Below are 15595 nucleotides of genomic sequence, written 5' to 3'. Positions count from 1 at the left end.
CCCGCTTCTTCACTGTGGAGCTATGGAGAATTGAACTCCAGACCTCCTGCATGCCATGCAGGCGCTCTACCAACTGAGCTATAGCCCCTTGCCTTGCCTGCCGCTTCGTTCCCCGTTTCCGGTTCCCCTTGGCGACGTCCCAAACATTACACGGTCATGGCCCTGGTCCAAAAATCGGTTTCCGCAGACCCCGAGCCATGTCCGTTATGGGGCAGTTCGCTACATGCCTCCGCGTCAGGCGCGAGCGAACTGGTAGAACCGCTTCAGCGTGCAGTGCTCATCGAGCAGCCGCCCGTAGATCGGCTCCCCCTCCAGCTCCCGGTACGTCTCGATCGGGTCGCCTTTTATGATCAGTGCCCGTGCGCACTCCTCGCACCAGTACTGGTAGTCGGGGTTGATCGGCTCCATGTCCCGCACGATCGGCGTGCCGTTATTGCACCAGTCGCACCGCCGCCGGTGTGCACCCATCCGTCAGCGACTCCCTCCCGCGTCGGGCCGTCGTCGTCCCCCTCCGGCCGTCCGATTCTGCCATGCCGGTGCGCGCCTGGTCAGCTGCGAACAAAAGCAAAGATCCCGCCCCCTGCTGGGGACGGGATCTTGATTGTGGAGCTATGGAGAATTGAACTCCAGACCTCCTGCATGCCATGCAGGCGCTCTACCAACTGAGCTATAGCCCCGCTCTCCGCGACGCGCCCTCCGTTTCCGGTGTTCCGCGCTGCGAACAAGAAGAACTCTAGCCTGTGACCAGCCGGAAAGTGAAATCCGGGTGGGAGCCGCCCTGAGGCCGACTCAGTCGTCGTCGCCGAGCACCGGTTCGGGCAGCGTGCCGGCGTTGTGCTCCATCAGCCGCCAGCCCCGCGCGCCCTCGCCGAGGACGGACCAGCAGCAGTTGGAGAGCCCGCCCAGGCCCTCCCAGTCGTACGAATCCAGGCCCAGCAGACGGCCGATCGTCGTACGGATGGTGCCGCCGTGGCTGACGACGACGAGCGTGCCGCCCGCGGGCAGCCGGTCGACGTGTCCCAGCACCACCGGCGCGGCCCGGTCGGCGACCTCGGTCTCCAGCTCACCGCCGCCTCGCCGGACCGCCTCGCCGCGCTTCCACGCCGCGTACTGGTCGCCGTACTTCTCGAGGATCTCGTCGTGCGTGAGGCCCTGCCACTCGCCGGCGAACGTCTCGCGCAGCGCCTCGTCGTGCGTCACGGTCAGGCTCGTGACGGCTGCCAGCTCCGCGGCCGTGGCGGAAGCCCGCCGCAGGTCCGAGGAGACGATGGCGTCGGGCCGCAGCGAGGCGAGCAGCCGGGCGGCGCGGCGCGCCTGCGCCACACCCTTCTCGGTCAGCTCGATGTCCGTGGAGCCCTGGAAGCGTCGTTCCAGGTTCCACGACGTCTGGCCGTGGCGCCAGAGGACGATCTTCCGGCCGGTCCTGCCCGTGCTGGTCGTGCTCTCGCTGGTCGTGCTCAGAACAAATCACCGTCCAGTTCGTCGTCGCTCTGCGTCGCGCGCAGGGCGGCGTGCTCCTCGGCCTTGCCCTTGGTGAGCTTGGCGTCCTCGGGGAGGTCGATCTCGGGGCAGTCCTTCCACAGGCGCTCCAGCGCGTAGAAGACCCGCTCCTCGCTGTGCTGCACGTGGACGACGATGTCGATGTAGTCGAGGAGGATCCAGCGGGCGTCGCGGTCGCCCTCGCGGCGCACAGGCTTGGCGCCGAGCTCCTTCTGGAGCTTCTCCTCGATCTCGTCCACGATCGACTTGACCTGACGGTCGTTGGGAGCCGAGGCGAGCAGGAAGGCGTCGGTGATCGACAGCACGTCGCTGACGTCGTACGCGATGATGTCGTGCGCGAGCCGGTCGGCCGCGGCCTGGGCGGCGGCGGTGATGAGCTCGATGGAGCGGTCCGTGGCGGTCACTGGCCATGCTTTCGGGTTGGCGGGCAGATCCTTACAAGGGTCTCATGTACCGCCGACACCGCCCGCGCGGAACCTCCCGCACGGGCGGTGCCGCACCTCCCGGGCGCGGCCGCAGTAGGCCTCAGGTCGATTTGTAATCCTTGCCCAGCGTCACCACGACGTCCGCGTTCAGCGTGTTCTCGGCCTTCTTCACGACGGTCTCGGGCAGCCCGAGGGTCTTGGCGATCTCGACGGCCTTGTCCCGCTGGGCGTCGTCCTGGTAGGTGATCTGCGACGTGGGCGCGGCCTTGTCGGCCTTGCCGCCGTCCACCAGGGTGTAGCCGCCGTTGACGAGGGCCGCCTTCGCCGCCGTCTGCGCCTTCTCGTCACCGGTGGCGTCCTTGACGCCCACCCGGGGGGCCGCCCCGGGCTGCCCGGCGTCGGCGGAGCCTCCGAGGACCTCCTTGACGATCTTCTTGTTGCTGTCGTCCGTGAGGCCGCCGTCGGGCTTCACCGCGAGCACGTCCGTGCGGTAGGCGCCCACCTTGGCGTGCTCGCCCAGCTTGGACAGCAGCGCGCCCAGCGCCTGCGCGTCCAGCGCCGGGTCGAGGATCTGGCCGGTGGTCTCGACGGTCTGCGCCGCCGTCTTCGGATCGCCGGGCACCTTGCGCAGCAGCGCCAGCAGGACCTTGCCGAGGCGGTCCAGCTGCTTGGCCTCCGGCTCGCCCTGGGCCCGGTACGTGGCGTACGCGACGGCCATCGAACCGCTGAGGCTCTGCTTCTGGCCCTGCGCCACGGCCGGGGACTTCGCCGCGTCGTCCGCCGGGACAGCCGCGTCGGTGTCGACCTCGATGCCGCCGACCAGCTCCACGAAGTTTTCCAGGAAGGGGGTGTCCAGGCGCCAGGTGCCGCCGATGCGGGTGCCGAGCACCGTGTCGAGGGATTCCCGTACGCCGAGGCCCCCGTCCTCCAGGGCCTTGCCCAGGGGCGCGGCCGTGCCGTCGTCCTTGATGATGCCGAGCGTGCCCGGCACCATGACGGTGGCGCCCTGTTCGGCCGTGACGTTGTCGACGAGCAGCGCCGTGGAGACGCCGCCCTTCTTGGTGTTGTGCAGGTGGACGACGATCATGTCGCGCTTCTGCGGACCGGCGGCGGACGCGCCGCTCGAGCCCGGTCCCGTTCCCTCCAGGAACGGCAGCTTGCCCGCGTACCAGAGGTAGCCGAGGCCGCCGACGACGAAGACGGCGAGGACCACGATCAGCGCCACCACGCGGTTGCGGCCGCGTCGGCGGGCCTCCTCGCGGCGCTCGGTCCGGCTCTCGGTGAAGGCGAGCCAGTCGATGACGTCCTCGGAGTCCTCGTCCGGCTGGTCGATGAAGTCGAACTGCTCGGTGCGGTACGAGGGCGCTTGCGCGTCCCCGGGCTCGGCCCGGCGGGGTTCCGGGACCTGCGCGGACGCGGGCCGCGCCGCCCGCCCGGCCGGCCGCTCGGGCTCGGGGGCGCGCACCGGCTCCGGCGCCGGGGCCTCCGGGGCGGCCTGCTGCGGGATCCACTGCTGGGTGGCCTGGGTGTCGTACCCGTAGGGCTGGGCGGCCTGGGGCTGGGCTGGGGCCCGGGGGTACTCCTGCTGCTGCGGGTGGTACTGCTGCTGGGGCTGCTGGCCGTAGCCCTGGTAGTCGTAGCCGTACTGCTGCTCGTACGACTGCTGCTCGTACGGCTGGCCGCCGTAGGACTGCTCGTACTGCTGCTGCCCGTACGGAGCGGACGGGGCCTGGGGGGCAGGGGCGGACGGGGCGGGCGCCTGGCCGTACACCGGCCGCCCGTACGCGTCGTAGCCGACGAGCTGCTGCTCCTGGGCTGGGTGCGGATCGTACCGGTCGTACGGATCCTGGCGGTCGTTCACCGCGGGCCCCTCTCTCCGGAAGCTCAGGCTCCCCGGTACAGCTCACGCTTGTCGATGTAGCGGACCACGCCGTCGGGCACCAAGTACCAGACAGGATCCCCCTCGGCGACGCGCGCGCGGCAGTCCGTGGACGAAATCGCCAGCGCGGGCACCTCGACGAGGGAGACGCCTCCCTTGGGGAGTCCGTCGTCGGTGAGGACGTGGCCCGGCCGGGTGACGCCGATGAAATGGGCGAGGGCGAAGAGCTCGTCCGCGTTTCGCCAGGTCAGGATCTGGGCGAGGGCGTCGGCGCCGGTGATGAAGAACAGGTCGGCGTCGTCGTTGAGGGCGCTCAGGTCCCGCAGGGTGTCGATCGTGTAGGTCGGCCCGCCGCGGTCGATGTCGATCCGGCTCACCGAGAACTGCGGATTCGAAGCGGTCGCGATGACCGTCATCAGGTACCGGTCCTCGGCCGCCGACACGGCCCGCTGCGACTTCTGCCACGGCTCGCCGGTCGGTACGAACATCACCTCGTCGAGGTGGAACAGCGCGGCCACCTCACTGGCGGCCACCAGGTGTCCGTGGTGGATCGGGTCGAACGTCCCGCCCATCACGCCGAGCCGGCGCTTGACCGGGCCCGTAGGCACTTCCTGCTCTCCCATGAGCGAAGAGCCTACTGGCCCGGTGGAGCGGCAGGGACCCGCCTTCGAGCATGTGCGCGACGTGCGGACTTCAGCGGTCGCGGTTCAGGCGCGTGGTGACCCACAGGAGCAGCAGCAGGATGCCGAAGGCCGCGCCGCCGGTCATGTACGGGTTGAGGCTGTCGTGGTTGCCGCCGTGCTGCTCGGCGCCCTCCGAGGCGAGGACGACCAGGGTGTGGGCGGTGGAGGCGAGGCTCATCAGGCAGCTACCTATCGAGTCGGGGAGCGGGCGGAGATTTCGCTCACATCGTATGCGGGGGCCCGGGGCACGCTCACGCCGACTCCGGCGTTGGAGAGGATAGACGGACGGCAAGACGGACGGATCTACGGGGAGGGCGCTATGACGGGGACGGGCTTCGAGAAGGCACCGGCACGGGACCGCAGGAGGTTCCCCGGTATTTCCTCGCGGGCGTACGAGCATCCGGCGGACCGCTCGGCGCTGGTGGCGCTGCGGAAGCTGTCCGGCTTCGACACGGTGTTCAAGGCGCTGAGCGGCCTGCTGCCGGAGCGCAGCCTGCGCCTGCTGTTCCTGTCGGACTCCGTCCGGGTGGGCGATACGCAGTTCCCGCACCTGCACGCGATGCTGCTCGACGCCTGCTACATCCTGGACCTGGAGAAGGTCCCGCAGATGTACGTGCAGCAGGACCCCCGGCCCAACGCCATGTGCATCGGGCTGGACGAGCCGATCATCGTGGTGACGACGGGCCTGGTCGAGCTGCTCGACGAGGAGGAGATGCGGGCGGTGGTGGGCCACGAGGTGGGCCACGCCCTGTCGGGGCACGCCGTGTACCGCACGATCCTGCTGTTCCTGACGACCCTGGCGCTCAAGATCGCGTGGATCCCCCTGGGCAATGTGGCGATCATGGGACTGGTGACGGCGCTGCGCGAATGGTTCCGCAAGTCTGAGCTGTCGGCGGACCGCGCGGGGCTGCTGGTGGGGCAGGACGTGCAGGCCTCGATGCGGGGGCTGATGAAGCTCGCGGGCGGCAACCACCTCCACGAGATGAACGTCGACGCGTTCCTCGCCCAGGCCGAGGAGTACGAGAAGGGCGGCGATCTGCGCGACTCCGTGCTGAAGATCCTCAACATGCTGCCGCGGACGCACCCCTTCACGACCGTGCGGGCGGCCGAGCTGAACAAGTGGTCGCAGAACCGGGACTACCAGCGGATCATGGACGGCCACTACCCGCGGCGCGACGAGGACAAGGACACCTCGGTGACCGACTCCCTCCGGCAGTCCGCGACGCACTACGCCGACTCTGTGCGGACCAGCAAGGACCCGCTGATGAAGCTGGTCGGCGACCTCGCCGGCGGCACGGCGGACCTGGGCGGCAAGCTCCGCGACCGGTTCACGGGCGGCGGTCCGGGCGCGTCCGCGGCCGGCGGCCCCGGGGGCAGGACCACGGACAAGGGCGCGGGCGGTTCCGCCGAGCAGGGCTGAGCCGGGGACGCCCCGGTGCGCGGACACGGGCGGCGGGTGGCGAGCGGCGGATGGCGGCCTACGGAGCCGGGCTGAGGTCCTGCTCCGGGGCGGCCGTCGAGGTGAGGACCCCGCAGAGCCCCGCCGTGCGCCGCGGATGGCCGCTGGCGTACGGGTCGCTCGCGGCCGGTCCGACCGTCGTCGGCCCGGCGCCGGCCAGGAGCGGGCGGAAGCCCTGCGCCGGGTCGGCGGAGCAGTCCTGCGGGCCCGCCATCACGTAGGCCGAGGCGAGCTCCGCCCGCCGGGCGGTGAGGTCGTCGCGGTCGAAGCGCAGCCGCAGCTCCCTGCGGACGGTGAAGAGGGAGGCCCCGTCCGCCCGGGCCGGCTGGCCGGTGGCCGGGCGCACGGCGTAGACGAAGGTGTGGTCGGTGATCACCTCGAGAACGTTCGGACTGGTCTCGGCGTAGGCGAGGGCTCCGCTCACCCGGACCCTCGTGTCGGCGATCACGGCGGTGGCGGGATCGAAGCGGACGAGCCAGCCGGTGACGGCGTGCCGCCCGTCGCCGGCGGGCGAGACCATGCTCTGGTCGAACTGCGTCAGCTGGTCGGGGTCGAGCAGGACCCGCACCGGCCGGGTGGCGGTGGCGGACAGGACGTCCGGGTCCAGCGAGGACTGCACGAGGTAGTCCTTGGCGATGCCCAGCGCCGCGAGGACCTGGTTGGCGGTGAAGTGCTGGGTGCGCCGCACCGCGGGCAGGGTGATCCCGGCCGCCCCGACGCGGTACTGCGCGGCGGGGCTGTTCGCGTACAGGCCGGCCGGGGTGCCGCCCGGGACCGGCTCGGAGGGCGCGAGCGGCACGACGGTGCTGCTGAGCGGCTCGGCCCGGCCCTCGGGGGGCACCACGTAGGGGTTGCGCAGCCCCATGTACACGGCGGCGGCGAGCGCCAGGGTGACGCACAGCACGATGAGCCGGCCCTGCCGGGCCGCCGCGGAAGCACCGCCCCGGGACCCGGGGTGGCCGCCGCCGGACCAGAAGGACCGGCTGCGTACGGCGCGGGCGTGCTCGCCCATGCGTTCCTGCGCGGAGAACTCCTGGAGCCGGGCAGCCCGCACGAAGTCCTCGTCGAACACCACCGACCGGTACTCGTCCGACCGGAACTCGTCCGACCGGAACTCTTCGTCGCCCCCTCCGGTGCCCTCGGGGGTGCCGTTGGGTGGATCTCCTGGCACGGCCATCGCTTCTCCCCGCTGTCCCCGCTTCAGAGAAGCCCCCGGCTCCGGCGAAAGGGAGCGGGGTCGTACCTTCAGGGTTGGCGGCCGACGCGGTCCATAAACTTGCCGGCGCCGGTGACTTCACCCATCGGGGTGCTCGCGGGCGCCGGATTCTGCTCCGCATCGCTGGCGGCGCTGCGGTACACGGCGCTGAAGGCCAGGGCGACCATGCCGAGGCCCATGACGAAGGCGAGGAACCAGGCGACCGGGCGCAGCCACGGCGAGCGGCCGCGGTAGGGGCGCAGACTTCCGCCGTAGACGCCGTAGGGTCCGTCCGCGTAGCCGTAGCCGTGTTCCCAGCCGGATTCGTCGGAGTGGTAGCCGTCGGGGTGGCCGTACCCGTATCCGTCGTAGTCGTCGTCGCCCGTCCAGCCGCCGGCGAAGGCGGCCCGGGCGGCTTCGGCCGCTTCGGCGCGCGCCCGATCGGCGGCCCGCTGGCGCTCGGCGGCGCTCGGTTCACGGATCTCGGCGTTCCGGACGAAGTCCTCGTCGAACACCACGGAGGCGAAATCCTTGTCCGCGCCTCCGCGGTCGTCGTCGGGCTCCCCGTCGTCCGGGAACGGATTGCCCCCCACGTCGTCCGGCACGCGACCAGCGTAGACCCGGGGGGCGGCTTTGGGCAGGGCATCCGGCGAATTCCGGCCACTCGGTGTGGGCGGAGCGACTACCTCACGTGACCGTCGCCGGTGACGATGTACTTCGTCGAGGTGAGCTCGGGAAGCCCCATGGGGCCCCGGGCGTGCAGTTTCTGCGTGGAGATGCCGATTTCCGCGCCGAAGCCGAACTGACCACCGTCCGTGAAGCGGGTGGAGGCGTTCACGGCAACCGTGGTCGAGTCGACCAGCTGGGTGAAGCGGCGCGCGGCGGCCTGGGAGGTGGTGACGATCGCCTCGGTGTGGCCGGAGGTCCAGCGCCGGATGTGCGCGACGGCGTCGTCGAGGGAGTCGACGACCCCGGCGGCGATGTCGTACGAGAGGTACTCGGCCGCCCAGTCCTCGTCGGTGGCGGGGAGGGCGGTGACCTTGGAGTCCTCCGCGTAGGCGAGCACCCGTGCGTCGCCGTGGACGGTCACGCCGGCGTCGGCGAGCGCTTCGAGGGCGAGGGGGACGAAGGCGTCGGCGATGTCGCGGTGGACCAGCAGGGTCTCCGCGGAGTTGCAGACGGAGGGCCGCTGGGCCTTGGAGTTGACGAGGATGTCCACGGCCATGGCGAGGTCGGCCCGGGCGTCGACGTAGACGTGGCAGTTGCCGGTGCCGGTCTCGATGACCGGGACGACGGACTCCTCCACGACGGTCTTGATGAGGGAGGCGCCGCCGCGCGGGATGAGCACGTCGACGAGGCCGCGGGCCCGCATCAGCTCGCGGACCGAGTCGCGGGACTCGCCGGGGACGAGCTGGATCGCGTCCGCGGGCAGGCCGGCCGACGCGACGGCGTCGCGCAGGACGGCGACGAGCGCGGTGTTGGAGGCGTAGGCGGAGGAGGAGCCGCGCAGGAGGACGGCGTTGCCGGACTTCAGGCAGAGGGCGGCGGCGTCGACGGTGACGTTGGGGCGGGCCTCGTAGATGATGCCGACGACGCCGAGCGGGACGCGGACCTGGCGGAGGTCGATGCCGTTGGGCAGGGTCGAGCCGCGGACGACCTCGCCGACGGGGTCGGGCAGGGCCGCGACGTCGCGGACGTCGGACGCGATGGCCGCGATGCGGTCGGGGGTGAGGGTGAGGCGGTCGATGACGGTCTCACTGGTGCCGGCCGCGGCCGCTTTCGCGGTGTCGACGGCGTTGGCCTCGACGATCTCGGCCGTACGGGCCTCCAGCGCGTCAGCGATGGCCAGCAGGGCCGCGTCCTTGGCGGACCGCGGGAGGGGCGCGATGGCCGCGGCGGCGGTGCGGGCGGCTTGCGCGGTGGCGATCACGGGTGAGGTGGTGGCATCGAGCGAGGTCATGCGGCCAGGGTAATCCCCGCTCCGGCCGGGCCGGACGGGGTTCCATCCCGCGAGACGGCCCGCCTCCGCGCGGCGCGCCGGCGGGGCTCCGGCAGGCCCGCGTCAGAACGGGTGCACGCCGACCGGGTGCGCCGGAGGCGGGCCGTAGCCCTCGGCCACGCGCTGGTGGTAGGTGGCGCGGTCGATGACCTCCAGCCCGACGATCTCCCACGGCGGGAGCTGCGCCGAGGAGCGGTGTTCGCCCCAGAGCCGCAGGGCGACGGCCGCGGCGTCGTGGAGGTCGCGGGCCTCCTCCCAGTAGCGGATCTCCGCGTGGTCGTCGGCGTAGCGGCTGGTCAGGAGGAAGGGGTGGTCGTGGGCGAGCTGCTCCAGCCCGCGGCGGACGTCGGACAGCGGCGCGGGCTTGCCCGAGACGCTCAGCGTGATGTGCCAGAGGCGTGAGGCGTCGTGTCCCTCCCCGCTTCCGCCGATGCCACCGTCCCCGGTGCCGACGCTGGTCAGCGCTCGTCTCACCAGCCGCCTCCTTGTCTGCGCCCTTGCCTGTCCGCCCCTCACAGTTGACCAGTCCCCGGCCCACCGTGCGGCGGTTTTACCGAACCTCAGCCCTGGAGCAGGACCAGATCGTCGCGGTGGACGACCTCCCGCTCGTACTCGGGTCCGAGCTCGCGCGCGAGCTCTCGCGTGGAGCGGCCGAGGAGCTGCGGAAGCTCCTTGGCGTCGAAGTTGACGAGGCCCCGGGCCACCGCGCGGCCGTCGGCCGAGCGCAGTTCCACGGGGTCCCCGGCGACGAAGTCGCCCTCGACCGCGGCGATGCCCGCGGGCAGCAGCGAGCCGCCGCGCTCGGTCACCGCGCGCACGGCCCCGTCGTCGAGGACGAGGTGCCCCTGCGGGGTCGACGCGTGCTGGAGCCAGAGCAGCCGGCCGGTGGAGCGGCGCCCGGTGGCGTGGAACAGCGTGCCCGTCGCCCGCCCGGCCAGCGCGTCCGCGGCCTGGCTGGACGAGGTCAGGACGACGGGGATGCCGGCCGCCGCGGCGATGCGCGCCGCCTCGACCTTGGTGGCCATGCCGCCGGTGCCGACGCCCGCCTTGCCGACGCTGCCGATGGTGACGTGCGCGATGTCCTCGGGGCCGTGGACCTCGTCGACGCGGCTCGTGCCGGGCAGCGCCGGGTCGCCGTCGTAGAGGCCGTCGACGTCCGAGAGCAGGACGAGGAGGTCGGCGCGGACCAGGTGGGCGACGAGGGCGGCGAGCCGGTCGTTGTCGCCGAAGCGGATCTCGTCGGTGGCGACGGTGTCGTTCTCGTTGACGACGGGGAGGGCGCCCATGGCCAGGAGCTGGTCCAGGGTCCGGTAGGCGTTGCGGTAGTGCGCGCGCCGGCTGGTGTCGTCGGTGGTGAGCAGCACCTGGCCGACGCGGACGCCGTAGCGCGCGAAGGAGGCGGTGTAGCGGGCGACGAGGAGGCCCTGTCCGACGCTGGCGGCGGCCTGCTGGCGGGCCAGGTCCGTGGGGCGGCGGCGCAGGCCGAGCGGGGAGAGGCCGGCGGCGATGGCTCCGCTGGAGACGAGGACGATCTCCTTGTCGCCGCCGCTGCGCGCCTTGGCCAGTACGTCGACCAGCGCGTCCACCCGGTCGGCGTCGAGACCTCCGGCCGCCGTGGTCAAGGAGGACGAGCCGACCTTGACCACGATCCTGCGCGCGTCGAGCACACCCTGCCTTGCCGCTGACACGTCTGTCCCCTTGCCCCTTGCCGTCATGACCCTGCCCGCCCAATCTACGGGGTGGCGGGCCGGGGCCGCCCGGGGGTTTCAGACCGTGGACGTGCTGCGGGTCCGGTCGGTCTCCCCGGCCGCGGCGCCCGTCCCCGGGATGAGGATCTTGCGGGAGAGGACGAAGGTGAAGGGGATGGCCACGACGGCCGCGACCAGCGGAGCGATCTTGGTGTTCATCCCCGCCCAGGTCACGAGGGCGTACAGGCCGGCGGACTGGATCACATAGTTCGTGATGTTGGTCAGTGGGAAGAGGAAGAACTTCTTCCACGTCGGCCGGGTCCGGTAGGTGAAGTAGGTGTTCATGAAGAACGAGCCGACCATCGCCAGCACGAAGGCGAGGGAGTAGGCGGCGAAGTACGGCATCCACGGGTGCAGCAGCAGGTAGAGGACGAAGAAGGTGCCGGTGTTGACGCCGCCCACCAGGCCGAACCGGACGAGCTGGCCCAGCTTGGCCCTTCTGTCGGAGGTGTGCGCCATCAGCTGCTGCGCTCCACGATCGCGTCCTCGGACGCCACGGCCGCCCCGGTGCCGGGGACGTCCCTGGAGTCCCTGACGTCCCGGGACCCCTGGATGTCGCGGGGCATGCGCTCGGCGCCGTGCGACTCCTTCACCAGGAAGTGCGGGCGGCGCTTGGTCTCGTAGTAGATGCGGCCGATGTACTCGCCGATCAGGCCCAGCATGATCATCTGCACCCCGCCCAGGCCGACGATGATCGCGACGAGGGTGACGTACCCCGGGGAGTCCACGCCGTGGGTCATCGCCGCGATGGCGATCCACAGGGCGTACAGGGCGGTCAGGGCCACCAGCGACACGCCCACCCAGATGCCGATGCGCAGCGGCCGGTTGTTGAAGGAGATCAGGCCGTCCATGCCGTAGTTCAGCAGGGACCCGAACTTCCACTTCGTCTCGCCGGCCTCGCGCTGCGCGTTGCGGTAGTCGAAGTGGACCGTGTCGAAGCCGATCCAGGAGAAGAGCCCCTTGGAGAAGCGGTTGTACTCGGGCAGGGCGAGCAGGGCGTCCACGGCCGGGCGGGACAGCATCCGGAAGTCGCCGACGCCGTCGGTGAGCTCCACGTCGACCCACCGGTTGATGCCCCGGTAGTAGAGGCGGCTGAGCGCCGTGCGGAGCTTCTTGTCGCCCTCGCGGGTGCGGCGGGCGATGATCTGGTCGTGTCCCAGCCGGTAGTAGTCGAGCATGGTGGCGATGAGCTCCGGCGGGTGCTGGAGGTCCGCGTCCATGATGACCACGGCGTCGCCGGTCGCCTCGCGCAGGCCGGCGAGCATGCCGGCCTCCTTGCCGAAGTTCCGGCTGAAGGAGACGTAGCGGGTCCGGTCCGCGTGTTCGGCGGCGATCTTGCGGAGCCTGCCGAGGGTGCCGTCGCGGCTGCCGTCGTCGACGTAGCAGACCTCGTAGTCGACGGGGAGGGCGTCCAGCACCTTGCGGATCTCCGTGTCGAAGCTGTCGATGACGGCTTCTTCGTTGTAGCAAGGGACTACTACGGACAGCTTCATGAACACATCCTGCGGGTCCGAACGAGTGATTGTCGGCGACCGGACCAGCCACTCACCTCTTCCTTAGAAGTATGCACGCCGGTGGTGGGCCTGCCGGGGGTGAGTGCGGCACACGGTAGCTTTGACGGGATAAACGGAATGAAACAAAGGGATCGAGGTGCACGTGCCTGACGTCTCCGTGGTCGTCATCGTCTACAACGACGCAGAGCGTCTGCCGACAGCCGTCCGGTCGGTTTTGGACCAGACTCTGCACGGGGTCGAAGTCGTGATCGTCGACGACTGCAGCAAGGACCGGTCCTACGCGGTCGCCCAGGAGCTCGAAGCCGCGCACCCTGACAGGGTCCGCGCCTTCCGGTTGCCGGAGAACAGCGGCGGCTGCGGCGCGCCGCGCAATCACGGGATCCAGCAGGCCACCGGTGCCTACGTCATGTTCCTGGACAGCGACGACGTGCTGGAGCGCAACGCCTGCCGCAACATGCTGGACGCCGCCGAGCGGACCGGCTCCGACCTGGTCTCGGGCATGTGCGTCCGCGTGCACCTCGACAACAGGTGGGGCAAGACCACCGAGTGGTACCCGTGGATCTACTCCGGGACCCGCACCCTGGAGTCGATCACCGAGTACCCGGACCTGCTGGTCTACGACACCCTCTCCACGAACAAGTGCTACCGGCGCGCGTTCCTGCTGGAGCAGGGCCTGGAGTTCCCGGTCGGCATCCACTACGAGGACCTGCTGTTCTCCGCGCAGGCCTACGTCGCCGCCCGCCGCATCACGCTCATCCCGAACCACGTCTACTTCTGGAACGTGATCGAGAACGCCGCGGCGAAGTCGATCAGCAACCGCCGCCACGAGATCGAGAACTTCGTCCACCGGATGAAGATCCACCGTCGCGTGGACGAGCTGCTGGCCGCCAAGGGGTACGCGGAGATCAAGTCCGCGAAGGACGCCAAGTTCCTCAAGCACGACCTGGTGCTGCACCTGCGGGACCTGCCGCTGCTCGGGGACGCCTACCGCCAGGACTTCGCCCGGCTCGCCAACGGCTATCTGGCCGGCATCGACCCGGCCGCGTACGACAACGTCACGAACCTCCAGGCCATCTGCGCCTACCTGCTCGGCAAGGAGGACTGGGACAACCTCCTGCGCGCCGCCGACGCCATGACCAACAAGGGCCGGCTCACCTCACCGCTCGCCGAGCGCGACGGCCGCGTCTACTGGTGCGCGCGGCACATCGACGACCCCGCCGACACCGAGGCCCGCCGGATACTGGACGTCACCGACCAGGGCTTCCAGACGGCGCCGCTCGGCTCCCTCGCCCTGGGCAACCGCCTCACCTCGTACGCGGACGACGGCCGGGGCACCGTCACCCTCGCCGGGTCGATCGTGAACCCGCTGGGCCGGATCCGGCCCGAAACGGAACTGAAGGCCACGCTCGAATTCCGGGCCCGCCGGCAGATCGGGGTGCGGTCCTTCAGCTTCCCGGTGGCAACCGTGCGCCACGCCGGTGACACGATCGAGTGGAACGCCACCGCCGACATCGGCAGTACCGTCCGCCCCCTCGGGATCATCGACGCGGTCTGGGACGTCACCCTGAAGTTGACGGCCGGCAGGGACCGCGTCACCACCCGCGTCTCGGTCGGCGGGGTCGATCTGGAGCAGGCCGCCCGGCTGCGCGTGCGCCCCCGGCTGACCCGGCTCGTCTCCGACCGGTTCGAGCCCGAGGTGACCAAGAAGGGGAACCTCTCCTACGTCCTGACCGCCGAGGGCGCCGCCGCCGTGCGCACCCGGACGCTGATCGACAGCGCGATGCACGGCAAGGCCGCCGGCCTGGTCAAGCGGGGTCTGCGCAAGGCCCTGCGGGCCCGCCGCAACATCGGCTCGGGCGAGCAGAAGGTGAAGGTCTACCACGAGGTCTTCTCGAAGCTGCCGATCAAGAAGGGCACGGTCGTCTTCGAGAGCCACATGGGCAAGCAGTACAGCGACAGCCCGAAGGCGATCTACGAGGAGCTCGTGCGCTCGGGCGTGCCGTTCGAGGCGATCTGGTCGTACGCGGGCGGCAAGCCCAGCGGCTTCCCCAAGGAGGCCACCCTGGTGCGGCGCTGGAGCTGGCCGTACCTGCGCGCGCTGGCCCAGGCCGAGTACTGGGTGGACAACCAGGGCTTCCCGCTGGCGCTGGCCAAGCGCCCGGGGACCACGTACATCCAGACCTGGCACGGTTCTGCGCTCAAGCGGATGGGCTTCCACGAGCCCCGCACCAAGGCCCAGGGCCGCGCCGGACAGGACCGCTTCCAGGCGGCCGTCGACCGCTTCGATCACTTCCTGATCCGCTCCGAGCACGACGCCCGGACCCTCGCCAAGGGCTTCCGGCTCCGCGACGAGGTGCTGCTGCGCACCGGCTACCCGCGCAACGACGCCCTGGTCGAGGCGCACCGCTGCGAGGCGGACAGCGGCGAGCGGGTCCGCGGACCCCTGGCCGGCGAGTTCGGGATCGACCCGGAGAAGAAGGTGCTGCTGTACGCGCCGACCTTCCGGGCGAACGCGGACGGCGCGGTGGAGGGCTTCGAGTTCCCCTTCGACGTGGAGGAGTTCGCCGACCGGCTCGGCGACCGCTTCACGCTGCTGGTGCGCACGCACTACCTCAACAGCGTCACGCTGCCGCCGTCGGTCGCGGGCCGGGTCATCGACGTGTCCAGGCACCACGACATCACCCCGCTGCTGGCGCTGGCCGACGGGCTGATCACGGACTACTCGTCCGTGATGTTCGACTACGCGGTCCTGGACCGGCCGATGCTGTTCTTCGCGTACGACTACGAGAAGTACGCGACCGACATCCGCGGCACGTACTTCGACCTGAAGGAGAAGGCCCCGGGCCCGGTGGTGGCCACGGCGGACGAGCTGCTCCAGGCCGTCGCCGCGTTCGACGAGGCCGACGCCAAGTACGCCGAGGCGCGCCAGCGTTTCCTCGCCGAGTTCGGCGAGTACGACCGCGGGGACGCGGCCCGCCAGATCGTCGAGAAGTTCTTCACCAGGAGCGGCAAGTGAGTGACCAGACCGCCTCCGGCGGCCGTGACATCTTCCTCGTCTCCAACAGCGTCGACGAGCTCGGCGGCGTGACGACCTGGTCGCACCAGATGGCCCGGCTGTTCGGCGACCGCGGGCACCGGGTGCACGTCATCGGCATCGCCCCCGTCGCCGAGGAGATCCGGCAGAAGCTGCCCG

Annotated in this window: 15 protein-coding genes, 2 tRNA genes and 1 pseudogene; 3 read left to right on the top strand and 15 right to left on the bottom strand. The window is 70.9% G+C overall.

The window, feature by feature from the left end; genetic code table 11:
• Window positions 1-15: 15 nt before the first annotated feature.
• The 8 genes from ABZY44_RS04495 to ABZY44_RS04460 all read right to left on the bottom strand — a co-directional run bounded on the left by ABZY44_RS04495 (window position 16) and on the right by ABZY44_RS04460 (window position 4665).
• A tRNA-Ala gene (locus tag ABZY44_RS04495) sits at window positions 16-88 on the bottom strand.
• A gap of 146 nt (window positions 89-234) precedes the next feature.
• The gene (locus tag ABZY44_RS04490) at window positions 235-468 is read right to left on the bottom strand and encodes a hypothetical protein (protein ID WP_112446589.1); all 234 of its coding nucleotides are present in this window, start codon (window positions 466-468) and stop codon (window positions 235-237) included.
• A gap of 136 nt (window positions 469-604) precedes the next feature.
• Window positions 605-677 (bottom strand) — tRNA-Ala (locus tag ABZY44_RS04485).
• Window positions 678-789: 112 nt separating this feature from the next.
• Complete coding sequence (locus ABZY44_RS04480; protein ID WP_356650214.1) at window positions 790-1461, bottom strand: histidine phosphatase family protein; 672 nt, start codon at window positions 1459-1461, stop codon at window positions 790-792.
• Window positions 1458-1904, bottom strand: coding sequence for a ribosome silencing factor (gene rsfS, locus ABZY44_RS04475; protein WP_351047012.1), 447 nt, complete (start codon window positions 1902-1904; stop codon window positions 1458-1460). The genes ABZY44_RS04480 and rsfS overlap by 4 nt, the downstream gene beginning before the upstream one ends.
• Window positions 1905-2025: 121 nt before the next feature.
• Window positions 2026-3786 (bottom strand): LytR C-terminal domain-containing protein, encoded by a 1761-nt coding sequence (locus ABZY44_RS04470; protein ID WP_356650089.1) that lies wholly within the window; start codon window positions 3784-3786, stop codon window positions 2026-2028.
• 23 nt (window positions 3787-3809) lie between these two features.
• Entirely contained in the window at window positions 3810-4427 is a 618-nt protein-coding gene (gene nadD / locus ABZY44_RS04465) for a nicotinate-nucleotide adenylyltransferase (RefSeq protein WP_356650088.1), read from the bottom strand.
• Between the two features lie 70 nt (window positions 4428-4497).
• Window positions 4498-4665, bottom strand: coding sequence for a hypothetical protein (locus ABZY44_RS04460; RefSeq protein ID WP_356650087.1), 168 nt, complete (start codon window positions 4663-4665; stop codon window positions 4498-4500).
• Window positions 4666-4806: 141 nt separating this feature from the next.
• On the opposite strand from ABZY44_RS04460, the gene ABZY44_RS04455 reads away from it, so the two are divergent.
• Window positions 4807-5907, top strand: a complete 1101-nt coding sequence (locus tag ABZY44_RS04455; RefSeq protein ID WP_356650086.1) for a M48 family metallopeptidase — start codon at window positions 4807-4809, stop codon at window positions 5905-5907.
• 58 nt (window positions 5908-5965) lie between these two features.
• Here ABZY44_RS04455 and ABZY44_RS04450 read toward each other — a convergent pair whose 3' ends face one another.
• The 7 genes from ABZY44_RS04450 to ABZY44_RS04420 form a co-directional block, all read right to left on the bottom strand.
• On the bottom strand, window positions 5966-7123 hold the full coding sequence (locus ABZY44_RS04450; RefSeq protein WP_356650085.1) for a hypothetical protein: 1158 nt from the start codon (window positions 7121-7123) through the stop codon (window positions 5966-5968).
• Between the two features lie 68 nt (window positions 7124-7191).
• Entirely contained in the window at window positions 7192-7746 is a 555-nt protein-coding gene (locus tag ABZY44_RS04445) for a hypothetical protein (RefSeq protein WP_356650084.1), read from the bottom strand.
• A 77-nt stretch (window positions 7747-7823) separates the two neighbouring features.
• On the bottom strand, window positions 7824-9101 hold the full coding sequence (locus tag ABZY44_RS04440; RefSeq protein ID WP_356650083.1) for a glutamate-5-semialdehyde dehydrogenase: 1278 nt from the start codon (window positions 9099-9101) through the stop codon (window positions 7824-7826).
• A gap of 102 nt (window positions 9102-9203) precedes the next feature.
• Window positions 9204-9602: a hypothetical protein gene (locus ABZY44_RS04435; RefSeq protein WP_356650213.1), complete on the bottom strand. Its 399-nt coding sequence runs from the start codon at window positions 9600-9602 to the stop codon at window positions 9204-9206.
• A gap of 98 nt (window positions 9603-9700) precedes the next feature.
• Window positions 9701-10828: a glutamate 5-kinase gene (gene proB / locus ABZY44_RS04430; RefSeq protein WP_356650082.1), complete on the bottom strand. Its 1128-nt coding sequence runs from the start codon at window positions 10826-10828 to the stop codon at window positions 9701-9703.
• A 78-nt stretch (window positions 10829-10906) separates the two neighbouring features.
• Window positions 10907-11347 (bottom strand): GtrA family protein, encoded by a 441-nt coding sequence (locus tag ABZY44_RS04425; protein ID WP_356650081.1) that lies wholly within the window; start codon window positions 11345-11347, stop codon window positions 10907-10909.
• The gene (locus ABZY44_RS04420; protein ID WP_356650080.1) at window positions 11347-12381 is read right to left on the bottom strand and encodes a glycosyltransferase family 2 protein; all 1035 of its coding nucleotides are present in this window, start codon (window positions 12379-12381) and stop codon (window positions 11347-11349) included. Before ABZY44_RS04420 ends, ABZY44_RS04425 begins: the two co-directional genes overlap by 1 nt.
• A 157-nt stretch (window positions 12382-12538) precedes the next feature.
• Between ABZY44_RS04420 and ABZY44_RS04415 the strand changes: the two genes are divergently transcribed.
• Both ABZY44_RS04415 and ABZY44_RS04410 read left to right on the top strand, forming a co-directional pair.
• The gene (locus ABZY44_RS04415) at window positions 12539-15418 is read left to right on the top strand and encodes a CDP-glycerol glycerophosphotransferase family protein (protein WP_356650079.1); all 2880 of its coding nucleotides are present in this window, start codon (window positions 12539-12541) and stop codon (window positions 15416-15418) included.
• Window positions 15415-15595: pseudogene (locus tag ABZY44_RS04410) on the top strand (glycosyltransferase family 4 protein); the annotation flags it as partial. The gene ABZY44_RS04415 and the pseudogene ABZY44_RS04410, both read left to right, overlap by 4 nt.

The organism is Streptomyces sp. NPDC006544 (assembly GCF_040611715.1).
Taxonomy (GTDB): domain Bacteria; phylum Actinomycetota; class Actinomycetes; order Streptomycetales; family Streptomycetaceae; genus Streptomyces.
This window is presented reverse-complemented; position numbering and strand designations above follow the sequence as displayed.

Bases quoted from the DNA above. Each gene is read 5' to 3' on its own strand.
- ABZY44_RS04490 (WP_112446589.1), bottom strand. From the start codon at position 468: ATGGGTGCACACCGGCGGCGGTGCGACTGGTGCAATAACGGCACGCCG.
- nadD (WP_356650088.1), bottom strand. From the start codon at position 4,427: ATGGGAGAGCAGGAAGTGCCTACGGGCCCGGTCAAGCGCCGGCTCGGC.
- ABZY44_RS04460 (WP_356650087.1), bottom strand. From the start codon at position 4,665: ATGAGCCTCGCCTCCACCGCCCACACCCTGGTCGTCCTCGCCTCGGAG.
- ABZY44_RS04455 (WP_356650086.1), top strand. From the start codon at position 4,807: ATGACGGGGACGGGCTTCGAGAAGGCACCGGCACGGGACCGCAGGAGG.
- ABZY44_RS04450 (WP_356650085.1), bottom strand. From the start codon at position 7,123: ATGGCCGTGCCAGGAGATCCACCCAACGGCACCCCCGAGGGCACCGGA.
- ABZY44_RS04440 (WP_356650083.1), bottom strand. From the start codon at position 9,101: ATGACCTCGCTCGATGCCACCACCTCACCCGTGATCGCCACCGCGCAA.
- ABZY44_RS04425 (WP_356650081.1), bottom strand. From the start codon at position 11,347: ATGGCGCACACCTCCGACAGAAGGGCCAAGCTGGGCCAGCTCGTCCGG.
- ABZY44_RS04420 (WP_356650080.1), bottom strand. From the start codon at position 12,381: ATGAAGCTGTCCGTAGTAGTCCCTTGCTACAACGAAGAAGCCGTCATC.